9 protein-coding genes and 1 pseudogene are annotated in these 11,787 nt (G+C 70.0%); 4 read left to right on the forward strand and 6 right to left on the reverse strand.

Annotated features, from left to right (window positions below; genetic code table 11):
* Positions 1-1,030, reverse strand: a 1,030-nt coding sequence (locus OG456_RS50630; protein WP_323136455.1) for a DUF488 family protein, incomplete at its 3' end; no start/stop codon positions are given.
* Positions 1,031-1,399: 369 nt separating this feature from the next.
* A complete protein-coding gene (locus OG456_RS44065; RefSeq protein WP_266570799.1) occupies positions 1,400-4,204 on the reverse strand; it encodes a multifunctional oxoglutarate decarboxylase/oxoglutarate dehydrogenase thiamine pyrophosphate-binding subunit/dihydrolipoyllysine-residue succinyltransferase subunit in 2,805 nt (934 codons plus the stop codon).
* Positions 4,205-4,566: 362 nt separating this feature from the next.
* Between OG456_RS44065 and OG456_RS44070 the strand changes: the two genes are divergently transcribed.
* Positions 4,567-4,935: a helix-turn-helix domain-containing protein gene (locus OG456_RS44070; protein WP_266570800.1), complete on the forward strand. Its 369-nt coding sequence runs from the start codon at positions 4,567-4,569 to the stop codon at positions 4,933-4,935.
* Positions 4,936-5,221: 286 nt separating this feature from the next.
* Positions 5,222-5,647, forward strand: a complete 426-nt coding sequence (locus tag OG456_RS44075; protein ID WP_266570801.1) for an ester cyclase — start codon at positions 5,222-5,224, stop codon at positions 5,645-5,647.
* Here OG456_RS44075 and OG456_RS50635 read toward each other — a convergent pair.
* Positions 5,637-6,248, reverse strand: coding sequence for a muconolactone Delta-isomerase family protein (locus OG456_RS50635; protein ID WP_323136456.1), 612 nt, complete (start codon positions 6,246-6,248; stop codon positions 5,637-5,639). The genes OG456_RS44075 and OG456_RS50635 overlap by 11 nt on opposite strands.
* Before the next feature lie 1,007 nt (positions 6,249-7,255).
* Here OG456_RS50635 and OG456_RS44090 point away from each other — a divergent pair.
* Positions 7,256-8,010 (forward strand): annotated as a pseudogene (locus OG456_RS44090) (IS3 family transposase); the annotation flags it as partial.
* A 257-nt stretch (positions 8,011-8,267) separates the two neighbouring features.
* Here OG456_RS44090 and OG456_RS44095 read toward each other — a convergent pair.
* Both OG456_RS44095 and OG456_RS44100 read right to left on the reverse strand, forming a co-directional pair.
* Complete coding sequence (locus OG456_RS44095; RefSeq protein WP_266570802.1) at positions 8,268-8,489, reverse strand: hypothetical protein; 222 nt, start codon at positions 8,487-8,489, stop codon at positions 8,268-8,270.
* Between the two features lie 234 nt (positions 8,490-8,723).
* Positions 8,724-9,098, reverse strand: a complete 375-nt coding sequence (locus OG456_RS44100; RefSeq protein WP_266570803.1) for a hypothetical protein — start codon at positions 9,096-9,098, stop codon at positions 8,724-8,726.
* A gap of 114 nt (positions 9,099-9,212) precedes the next feature.
* Between OG456_RS44100 and OG456_RS44105 the strand changes: the two genes are divergently transcribed.
* Complete coding sequence (locus OG456_RS44105; RefSeq protein WP_266570804.1) at positions 9,213-10,646, forward strand: hypothetical protein; 1,434 nt, start codon at positions 9,213-9,215, stop codon at positions 10,644-10,646.
* Here OG456_RS44105 and OG456_RS44110 read toward each other — a convergent pair.
* Positions 10,643-11,644: an NAD-dependent epimerase/dehydratase family protein gene (locus tag OG456_RS44110; RefSeq protein ID WP_266570805.1), complete on the reverse strand. Its 1,002-nt coding sequence runs from the start codon at positions 11,642-11,644 to the stop codon at positions 10,643-10,645. The two genes, OG456_RS44105 and OG456_RS44110, sit on opposite strands and share 4 nt — an antisense overlap.
* Between the last annotated feature and the right edge of the window lie 143 nt (positions 11,645-11,787).

An 11,787-nucleotide genomic window follows, 5' to 3' on the forward strand; every position in this document is an offset into this window, starting at 1 on the left:
GGCCTTCCGGCCGCACCGGCCGGGCCAGGACCAGTGCGGCGGTCAGCAGGTACTGCATCAGGCCGACGGCCCAGCACACCACCGCCAGCACGGCGAGTGCGTGTCCGGGGGTCACCCGGGCCAACGAGGCCGCCGCGACCGCCACCGACTCCGATCCCACCGCCCACAGGAACCAGGTGCCGTTCACCTGGTCGAGCGAGGGGCCCCGCTTCAGGGTGGTGATGAGCGCGAGCGGAATGCCGTAGTCCAGCACCACCCACGCCAGCGTCCCGAACGCCAGGAACGCCCCGGCGACTGCGGTGTGGCCGTCCGGTACAAGGCGCGCGGCCAGCACGTTCGAGGAGATCGCGAGGGTGAGGAACGCGAAGGCACGCGGCCCGAGGAGATCCGCGACGAACCGCTCGCGCCGACGCAGCAACCGCCAGCCGTAGGCGGGCACCAGTATCGCGAAACCGGCCAGGGCCACCCACAGCAGCACGGCGGAGGCGGTGCCGGCGCCGTTGACGTACAGGGCGGTGGAGACGATGCCGGTGCCCATCACGAACGCGAGCGTGCCAGCGTTGAGGTTGGCCACCGCGGCGGAGACGGCCTCGCGGTGTCCGGGCGGCCGGGAACCGGGAGCGGTACGTCCGGGCTCGGGCGAGGCGGCATCCACGGGCCGCTCATCGTGAGAGCCGGGTTCGGTGAGCCATTCGGCCAGGACCGCGGTGTGGCTGTGGTCCATGTCCTGGGTGGCGGTCAGCAGGGTGAGGCTGCGGTGTTCGGCCAGGTCCCGAAGCCGGGCAGACGCGTACCGGTGCTGTTGATCGCCCAGTTCGGTGAGATAGCGGCGGCGGAACTCACCGAACTGCTGGGGGTTGTGGTCGTACCAGTGCTGCAGCTCGACGGACGGTGCGACCTCCCGCAGCCACACGTCGAGCGGTGCGCCTTGCCGCCGGATGCCTTCCGGCCAGACCCGGTCGACCAGCACGAGCTCGCCGACCTCGCCTGGCGTCTGCTCATCGATTCTGCGGCAGATGATCTCGGCCATGACGCGCCCTCCGGCCGCTCTCGCGATAGCAGCATTTTACTGGTAGGCCAATTTCATTGTCTTGGGCGCGGGGATGGTGCGGAGGCCGGCGGTTACGGCCGCCCAGGCCAGGGCCTGGGTGACGGTGTGCGCGATTGCTCGTGCGGTCGGGCCTGCTTCCGTGGGGGTCTCGGCCCGGGTGGCCTGCCGGGGAAGCCCGTCCGCCACACGCCCAGGGCACGGCACGCCGGGACCCACGTCGAGCTGCGCGCCGAAGCCGCCGCACAGCCTGGAGCATCGCGAGGCCGTGGGACGGCCAGAATCCTCGCGCTTCAGCCCGAGGAGCCTGTCAAGCGGTGGGCAGCCGATGGGCACCGCGCGAGCCGCTGGTCACCGGAAGGCCGATGTCACGAGAGCCTTCTGCTCCATGCTGTGCCGACGGGCCGAGCCGACCGCGGGCGCGGGCGCCTCGGGCCGGCTCGCGCACTCCACAGCGCGCCGGGCCAGCCGGTACAGACGCGGTGCGACGAACGACCACGCACCCTGGTTCTCCGGCTCCTCCTGTACCCACCGCACGTCCGCGGCCGAAGGGAAGCGGGTGAGTTCCGCCGCGAGCTCCTCGTCGGGGAACGGATAGAGGCGCTCCACGCGGACGATCGCCGTGTCGGTCGAGCCCGAGGCGTGCCGGTGGGCGTCGAGGTCGTAGAACACCTTGCCCGAGCACAGCAGCACGCGCGTGACCCGGGCCGGGTCCACCGTCTCGTCCGGCAGGACCGGACGGAAGCCGCCCTGGGTGAACTCGGCCAGGCCGGAGGTGGCCGCCTTCGACCGCAGCATCGACTTCGGGGTGAAGACCACCAGCGGCCGCCTGCTGCCGCCCAGCGCATGCTGCCTGAGCAGATGGAAGTAATTGCCCGGCAGGGAGGGCATGGCCACGGTCATGTTGTCCTGGGCGCACAGCTGCAGGAAGCGCTCGACCCTGGCGGAGGAGTGGTCCGGGCCCTGGCCCTCCAGACCGTGGGGCAGCAGTAGTGTCACTGCGGAGCGCTGGCCCCACTTCTGCTCGGACGAGGCGATGTATTCGTCGACGACCATCTGCGCGCCGTTGGCGAAGTCCCCGAACTGCGCCTCCCACAGCACCAGGGCTTCGGGGCGGGCCAATGCGTAGCCGTACTCGAAGGCCAGCGCCGCCAGTTCGGACAACATCGAGTCGTACGGTGCGAAATCTGCGGCCCGCGGGCCGAGGGAGCGCAACGGCGTGTGCTCCGCACCGGTACGACGGTCGGTCAGAACGGCGTGGCGCTGGCCGAAGGTGCCGCGCCGCGAGTCCTGCCCGGCCAACCGCACCGGGACGCCCTCCAGCAGCAGCGAACCGATCGCCAGCATTTCCGCGGTGGCCCAGTCGACTGCTCCCGTCTCAAGCGCCGCTGTACGCCGGTGCAGCTGCGGCATGACGCGCGGGTGCACCGTGAAGCCCTGCGGCAGGTCGGCCTGCGAGGCGATCACCTGCCGCACCTTCGCCTCGCCGATCGCGGTCACCGCCCGGTGCGTTGCGCGCGGCGTGGTGTCCTGTCCGGCGCCGGTGCCGGGAACGTCCTGGGCGGAGCGGGGAGCGGGCAGCATCCGGGTCTCGGCGAAGGCCCTCTCGAGGTGGTCCTGATAGTCGCGGCGGGCACCCTCCACTTGGCGCTCGCTGATGTCGCCGCGTTCCACCAAAGCGTCGGCGTACAGAGTGCGCACCGACGGCCTGGCATCAATGCGGTCGTACATCACCGGCTGCGTGATGGACGGGTCGTCGACCTCGCTGTGCCCGTGGCGCCGGTAGCAGACCAGATCGACCACGACGTCCTTGTGGAACGTCTGGCGGTACTCGAAAGCCAGCCGCGCGACGCGGTCGACCGCCTCCGGGTCGTCGCCGTTCACGTGGAAGATCGGCGCCTCCACCATCCGTGCCACATCGGTGGCGTACGTGCTGGAGCGGCCGCTGGAAGGCGAAGTCGTGAAGCCCACCTGGTTGTTGACCACAACGTGAACCGTCCCGCCCGTGCGATAGCCGGGCAGCTGCGACATGTTCAGCGTCTCGGCGACCACCCCCTGGCCGGCGAACGCCGCATCTCCATGGACGACGACCGGCAGGACGCGCGCGGACCCGCTGTGTTCTGCCGCCAGGTCCTGCTTGGCGCGCACCACTCCCTGCGTGACCGGCCCCACGATCTCCAGGTGGGAGGGGTTCGCCACGACCGAGACGCCGATCGTGCCGCCGTGCAGAGCGCGGTAGATGCCCTCCGCGCCGAGGTGGTACTTCACGTCCCCCGAACCCTGCACGGACCCGAGGACCACCGCGTCCTCGAACTCGCTGAAGATCTGGGCGTAGGACTTGCCGATGATGTTGGCCAGAACGTTCAGCCGGCCGCGGTGCGTCATCCCGATAACGGCCTCTGCGACACCGTCCTCGATGGCACTGTGCAGCAGGGCGTCCAGCAGCACGACGGCCGACTCTCCGCCTTCGAGCGAGTACCGCTTGTGACCCACGTACTTGGTCTGAAGGAACGTCTCGAAGGCCTCCGCTGCCCCCAGCCGGTAGAGGATCCGCAGCTGCCGGGCACGGTCCGGCCGATGCTGCGGCCTCTCGACGCGCTGCTGGATCCAGCGGCGTTCGCGGGAGTCCTGGATGTGCATGTACTCGAACCCGGCACTGCCGCAGTAGAACTCCCGTAGAGCGCCTAGCACTTCCTCGAGCGTTGTCACGGCGTGCCCGGCGAACCCGTCCACGACGACATCCTGTGCCTGGTCCACGTGAGCCAGTCCGAACGCGGCCAGGTCCAGTTCCGGATGGGCGGCGGAGAGCTGCGCCGTGAGCGGGTCCGTACCGGCTGTCAAATGGCCGCGCACGCGATAGGCGTGAATGAGCGCCGCGACCCGGACGGCCCTGAGCGCCGCCTCGTCGCCGCCCTCATGGTCCGGGGCGAAGACGGCGCCCCCCGGCCGGGTCGGCGATGTGCCCCGGGCGGCCGGAACGGGCGAGGAAGCCGCGACGGCCAGGGCTCCCGGAGTGGCGAAGAAGTCCCTCCACGTCTCCCCGACCGAGCCGGGGTCGTGCAGGAAACGCTGCCGTTGCTCGTCCACGACCCATGCGTTGAGTCCGAAATCCAGCCCGTGAACCACGGTTCGAGCGGTGTCTGATTGCGAGGCCATGGCGTAGAACGCCTTCTTCCCTGTCTGAAGCCCTACGATCCCGGCGCGGCCCTGACAGCCGGTCTGCGCCGCGTGTCCCGTATCCCCGCATCCGGCACCCGCTGCACAGAGCAACCTCTGCGGCCACGTCGCGTTGTCGACGGTAGGGCCGCGAGAGAACGGGGACGGACGGTCCACCAGGCCACATCAGCCTCATATCGGGACATCGGCCGGACGGTCGTCCGCGGAGCGGGCGCGGACGATGCGGTGTCCTGACATGAGGGCTTCCTGTCCCATCGGCCCGCCATCAGCGTCGCGGGGAACCTGGTTACGACCGTGTGGCCGCGAGCCCGCGGCCGGTGGACCCACCCCGGGAAAGAAACATGATCGACTGCGATCCGGCGGACACCACACCACAGCCTCCACCGATCCTGTGGAGCCTCGGCCTCCTGCACGGCGAGTTGCGGGCGCTGCACGGTCTGTCGCTCCACGACTACCTCATTCTCGGTGCTCTCGCCGGAGCTGAGGGCCGACCCGTGCCCGTGACCCAGCTGACCGCATTCCTCCAGGAATCGGGGACCCGGATGTCCTCGCTCCTGAAGAACCTGCAGACGGCCGGGCTGATCGAACGCAATCGCCGCGGCAGAGACCGCAGGACGGTCGAGGTCACACTGACCGAGGCGGGACGTGTCAGGTTCGCCGACGCCGAGAGGACCGCGCACATGCGGCTGCGCCGGCACCTCGTCCTCTGACTGATGCACACTCACCGGTCGTCGGCCGGAATCGCTCGTCGTCGGTGCGCGATGCTCTGCCCGCTCGGACGCCGTCCCCACGGACACGAGCCTTCGCCAGTGATGCCATCGGCCCGCCGCTGGTGACCTTGAGGGGCGGTGCGCCACGTCGGCCGGCGGCCCCGGCGGAGGCCTGCCGTGCAGACATGCTGTGTGTCAGCGCCGGATGTACGGTCGGTGTACGGCGTAGGTGCGGACCTCTCGGCCCGCGAACAAGCCGGTGCCCCATACATGCCCGGGAGTGCCCATGGCGCAGCAAGCGAACATCGCCGCACAGACCGCATTCGGAGAGGCCGTGGTCACCGGGAACCTCGACGCCCTCGACGACATCGTCGCTCCCGATTCCGTCGATCATGACCCCGCTCCAGGGCAGGCCCAGGGACCCGAGGGGTACAAGGCCATGTTCAACGAGCTACGAGTTGCTTTCCCCGACTTGCACGTCGAGGTGGAACACCTGATGGCCACCGACGACGAGCTGGCCTTCGCCTACGTGATCAGCGGGACGCATCTGGGACCGTTGATGGGCCGGCCGGCGACCGGCAAGAAGGTCAGCTACCGCGGCATGCAGATCAGCCGCTTCGACAGCGACGGCAAGCTCGTCGAGCGCTGGGGCAGCAGCGACGAATTCGGCATGCTGCGTCAGCTCGGCCTGGCTGAGGTCATCAGCTCCTGACCAGCCCTGACCCCGGGTCATTCGGGTGCTCGCTCAGCGGGGTCGTTTCCATGGAGAGCCATGGTGCCAAGGGCAGCGAATCCAGGACCGACTGCATCTCGGCGGGGTCCCGGGCGCGCCACAGGCCGAGCGCACGGCCCTCGCCGGGCGTCTGCCACAGCCGCACCAGGTGCCCTTTCCCGGCCAGTTCCCTCGCACGGACCGCCTCCGCCGCGGTGGCGTCCGCCGGCGCCTGGGACGAGGCACCCTCGTGCGCGGCCGGGGCGAAGGTCACCAGGAACTCCTTGGCGGCGCGCGATTCGCCGGTCCAAGCCGGTCCCGGATCGTTCGGGTGCTGCGTCAGGGGTGTGACCTCGTCACTGCGCCAGACGCGCAGCGGCATGGAAGCGAGGGCATCCTCCAGCCCCTCGGCGTCCGACGCGGCGAACAGCCCGAGGGTGCGCCACTCGCCGGGCCGCAGGGGCGGGCGCCACAACCGGAGCAACTGCCCCTTCTCGGCGAGCCTGCGGGAGTTCGCGGCCTCACGAGTGCGGATGTCGTCGACTTCCTCCTGTGCGGTTCCCTCAGGGACGTGGGTGGTCATTGTGACGAGGTATTCCATGGCGGATGCTCCACTCAGCCGGTGCTGCGGTGCGAGTCGGACGGTGGCTGGTACGGATAGTGCTGGGAACGGCCACCGGCGTCCCCGGGAGCGTGCACGCAGGGGCCGTCCGGATCTCAGCCGGGGCGGATCTCGCGGTGACCTGGCGCAGGTCACGGCGCACCTCTTCGATCGAGGGGGCCCTTCCCAGCCCCAGTAGCCGTTGTGGACCAGTCCCGGCTTGGATCGGGGTGCTCCTGTATCTCCAGATCCTCGAGATTTATGTCCACCAAGACCGCTCCCGCCGTCCCGGGCCCGTCTCGGCTCGTGTCCAGCGCCGCAGCAACGCGGAATCGCCACCTGGATCCACCGTCCCGCACCTGGCGGTCGATCGCATCCCGTTGCAAGTTCCGGTCACCGTCCCTGGTGAGCGCGGCGCCGTCGTCCTCGGCCGCTCGCACCGAATCAGGCGCACGGGGGCGGACGCGGTTCCTCTACGTTCCTGGAGCTGCTGGCCAGGAGGGCACCAACGGGGACGGCCCGACCATCGGGTCCACACTCTCCGCAACGATCCTCGCCGCTCCGGTTCTGCGGACCAGACCCCGGCGGCTCAGCGGCCCTGGCCTGGATCGCCCTGCAGCAGGGTGGCCGCCTCAGCAGTTCGGTGGCCGGACTGCGCCCGCTCGCTCCGGCACGGCCGTCGGAGACAGCTCTGCGTGATCTCCGGCGCCGGGTGGGGACCGCCCTGTTTGACCAACTGCGTCTGCGTTCCTTGATCCCGTCGGACGCGCTCGACGATGGCGAGCCGGCTGGGTGCCTGCGTACGGCCGGGAACGGCACGGGGATCGACTTGCCGTTCCGACCGCTGACCACTGTGGACACCATGGCCGGGTATGCCTGACGCTGCTTTGAGGCAAGAGTGGCACTGCTGGGACGCAGCAGTATCGTGGAGGAGTCTCGGGCGTTTCCCCTTGAGCGTGGACACCCTGATCATTGGATCGTGATGATCCATAGGACAGGAGTTCCCGTTGGGGACGTCGAAGTACTCGCCTGAGTTCCGGGCCGATGCCGTCGCGCTGTACCACTCGAGCCCGGGTGGGACGTACGCGTCGGTGGCCAAGGACCTGGGCATCAACCACGAGACGCTGCGCACGTGGGTGCGGGATGCCGGGCAGGCAGCCCGGCCCGGGGCGGTGGAGGCCACCGCGATGGAGAAGGAGAACCGGCAGCTGCGGGCCCGGGTGAAGGAACTCGAGCTCGAGCGGGAGATCCTGCGGAGGGCCGCGAAGTATTTTGCGGCCGAGACCAGCTGGTGAGCAGCCGCTTCCAGTTCGTCGAGGATCACCGTGACGCCTTCGGCGTCAAGCGGCTGTGCCGGATACTCGCGGTCTCGCGGTCCGGCTTCTACCAGTGGCTGGCTGGCGCATCCGCGCGGGCCGGCCGGGCGAGGGCGGATGCCGAGCTCGCCGAGCACATCAACCGGATCCATCAGGAATCGGACGGCACCTATGGGGTTCCGCGCGTCACCGCCGAGCTGAAGGATGCCGGGAGGCCGGTCAATCACAAGCGGGTCGAGCGCGTCATGCGCAAGTTCCACATCGTCGGGCTGCACCTGCGCAAGAAGGTCCGCACGACCATTCCCGAGCCGTCGGCGACACCGGTGCCGGACCTGCTCCAGCGGGACTTCACCGCCCAGGTACCGAACACCAAGTACGTGGGCGACATCACCTATCTCCCGATCGGCAACGGCCAATTCCTTTATCTGGCAACGGTGTTGGACCTGTCGCGGTCGACAAGCTTGGGCTTGTCCAGATCCAGGTCGAAAACGCGGTCCTTGACGTCGCCGCAGCCGCCCTGCGTCAGAGCTACCCATTCGGGCCTCACCGGCTGCATACGCGGCGGTGAGGGTGAGCTGCTGCGGGAAGGTCGCGACGTCGAAGCGGATGACCGGGACATCGCGCCGGTTGAGCTGGTCGACGACCATCTCGGCGGACGCGTCCAGCTGCTCGGCGACCACGAGCACCGGGCGGGCGACGGTGGTCATGACGCGGACGCGTAGTACGGGTCCGAGACGTCGTCGCCCTGCCCGTCCTGGTTGGTGTCCGTCGTCGAGGCGGCCATGTCCCCGGTGTGCCAGGGGCTGCCGTCCTCCTGCTGGTTGATCTGGAGCCCCTCGTTCCAGGACACGCCCTTGATCGAGGTCTTCACGAGGCAGGGCGGGGCCGCGGCCCGCGCGGCGAACGGAATGGTGGCAGTGCTCATCGGATCCTCCGTGGATGTAGAGCGGATGGTGCCGGGGCCCGCTCCCCGGGTGCCGAATGCCGTGCGGAGTTGCCCGGGGAGCGGGATCTCGCGGCCCGCCGCGCCTCGGCCTTCCTGTGCGAGACGCGGCGGGGGCTCAGGAAAGGCTGTGCCAGAACGCGATGCCGATCGCGCCGACGCCGGCGGCAGCCAGGATGGTGGTGATCAGTGCCTCGACGAGGCGGATGCGGGCCCTCACGCCGTGTCCGCATCGAGCAGCTCGACAAGCGCGGCCGCGCTGTAGGCGAGGTTTTGCAGGTGCTTCCAGGCGGCCCAGTCCGAGTCGAGCGTCGTGGGCCTGGTCGGCGAGTCCAGGACGCGGTAGGCGGCGCGGAAGATCGACGTCGCGTACGGAGGGCGGTCCGGGCCGTTTTCGCGGATCATGCGCCGCACATGGGCGGCCATGCACCGGGTCCGCTCCTCGATCCCGGGCCGTTCGAGCGCGGCCAGCGGCGTGTCGTTGACCTCCGTGACGGCGGCCCGCACGGCCCGGAAGTCGATCGCCTCTTCCGCGTCGTGGGGCTCAGTGCCCTCACGTGATCTGGCGTGGTGTGAGTCCACGGTGCTCACGGCGCCCCCTCGTCTGGACTGGCGTGCTTGGCCCACAAGCCTCCCGGCGCGACAGGAGCGGCACCATCCGCCCGGGGTCTCACCTGGGTCTCACGAATTCAGACGGGCTATCAGGTGGGTATCACCTCCATCGTGGGTGGTTCCCGGGCAGTCTGGACGGGCGATATTCACGATGCTGACCGGCTGTCACCACCGGGGCGCGTCCGTCAGGAGGACCTCATGTCGCAACAGCAGCAGCCGCGCAACCTGCTTCACGCGCTGGTCCTGGACCGGGCGTGGACCTACGAAGAGGCCGCGAAGGAGTACCGCAAGACCGGTCGGCTCATCGGCAACGAACGCGATGAAGCCCGCTACCGGTCGGCGGATGTCTCCGAGCCGACGTGGAGACGGTGGACAAGCGGCCAGCAGCGGCGGGCGCCGAATCCGCCGGCGCCCCTCATCCTGCAGAGGATGTTCGGAGCGTCGGTGCTGGCCTTATTCGCGCCTGTCCCGCAGGCAGCGGTCACCTTGCACCCAGCGCTCAACGAAAGCGATATCGCCATGACTGCTCGTGACGCCGCCACCCACGCCGGAAACGCCGCCTCGGCCCATCTGCCGGACATGACGCTGGACCAGATCGACGACGACGTGCAGACGCTGGCAGTGGATTACGAGACGACCAACCCCGTCGCGGCGTTCCGGCGCGCGGAAGCCCTTCTGCTGGACGTGCAGGACAAGTTGGAGCGCACGCAGCGGCCGCGGCAACAAGAGCGTCTGTACCTGGCGGCCGGGCAGGCCGGGGCCCTGTTGTCGGTGGCCGCGTTCGATCTGGGCGTGCTCGGTCCGGCCACCCAGTTCGCGCGGACGGCCGCCATGTACGGGCAGACCATCGAGCACGGGCCGCTCCAGGCCTACGCGCACGGCGTGCTGGCGTACCTGGCCTACTGGGACGGCCGCCCGACGGCAGCCATGCGCAACATCCACATCGCGAAATCGTTCGGCGGAGTCGGCTCTATGGGACACATGCGGCTGTCCGCGATCGAGGCCCGCGCCTGGGCGCACCTGGGACGCCCCCGCGACGCCGAACGCGCCGTGCAGCAGGCACTCGACCCCGGCCCCGAGGTGCGCGACGAGCTGCACGACGACGTCGGCGGCGAGTTCGCGTTCGGGCCCGCCCGGGCCGCGATGAGCCACGCCACGACGTACCTCGTCCTCAAAGACTCACAGCGCGCCGAGCAATCCGCACTCCACGCCTTGCAGCTGCTCGACGCCGATCCCAACGCGGACCGTCCGGTGCAGATGCAGGTGACCGTCGACCTCGCACGGGCCCGTCTACTGCGCGGCGAACTCGACGGCGCCGACGAAGCCCTGGAACCGGTGCTGGCCACCCCCGTGGAATGGCGCACCATCGGCCTGGTCGACCGGGTCACCCAGCTGCGCGGCGAGCTCGCCCGGCCCCAGCTCGAACAGGCGCCCGCGGCGCGGACGCTGGCTGAGCAGATCGAGGACTTCGTCGCCCGTGCGGCCGCCCGGCCCCTGCCCGGCAGCCGCCTGGCCATAGAGGGCTAACGAAGCTCGGCGACGATGCGCATCTCCTTGTCGGGGTCGATGCCGTGGTCGTCCCAGCGCGGATGCTCCACCGGCATCGACCCCGACGTGAGCCACTCCCAGGTGTCGGCGACGGTCTGCGCGAGCGGACGGCACACGAGCCCAGCAGCCCGCGCGCGCGTGCTGTCGACGGCCCACGTGCCCTTTGCCGTGCGCCACAGCGGGAGCTCGGTCCACTCCCGAACACCATGCGCGGTGAGCAGCTCGTTAGGCGCCCACGCCAGGCGCCCGCGCCTGCCGGTGACAGCCACACAGGCCATCAGCAGGTCACCCATGGTGTCCCGGTCGCGCGGCGCGGTCACGTTGTAGGCGCCGGGTGCTGCCGTGAGCGCGAACTCGGCGACGTCCCGGACATCGACCGGCTGGACGTGCGTGCCGGGCTGGCCCGGGGCGAGGATCGCGCCTCCCCGCCTGGCCCGGCTCAGCCACCACGGCAAGCGCCCCACATACTCGCCAGGCCCCAGGATCACGCCGGGCCGCAACACTGTCGCCCGGTCCCCGAACTGAGACAACACAGCCGCCTCGCATCCGGCCTTCTGCATGCCGTAGTGCACGGTCACACCGTCGCCGGCGCCGTACTCGCGGGACGCGTCCGGCGGCGCCGCATAGACGGGACTGTCCTCCGTGAGCGCCTCGTACGGCCATCCCCGGTAGGCATTGACCGTGGAGACGTACACGTACCGCTCCGCCTCGGCCGCCAGCACGCGCGTGCCGTCGAGGACCTGGCACGGGGCCATCTCGGAGGCCGAGGTATCAACGACGAGGTCCCACGGGCCGTGAGCGGCAAGCCGCTTGAGGTCGTCCGCACTGGTGCGGTCGCCGTGCACCGGCTCGGTCCCTGGCAGGTCGGGGGCGCTGCGGCCGCGGTTGAAGGTCGTGACCCTCCAACCGCGCGCCAAGGCGTTCTCGGCGACGGCGCGCCCCAGGAACCAGGTGCCGCCAAGGAGAAGAATGCGCATAGGCCTGATCATTGCGCCTCTCCCCCAGTGACCGCCAGGGCTCGCCCCTCGCCCTAGGCGGGCATCGCTGCCGCCCCTGAAAGAGATACGCACGAACTGACGCGGCAACCAGCTGGATCACCCCACGGCCGGCCAACGACGTG

Source organism: Streptomyces sp. NBC_01446 (assembly GCF_026340095.1).
GTDB lineage: Bacteria > Actinomycetota > Actinomycetes > Streptomycetales > Streptomycetaceae > Streptomyces > Streptomyces aureus.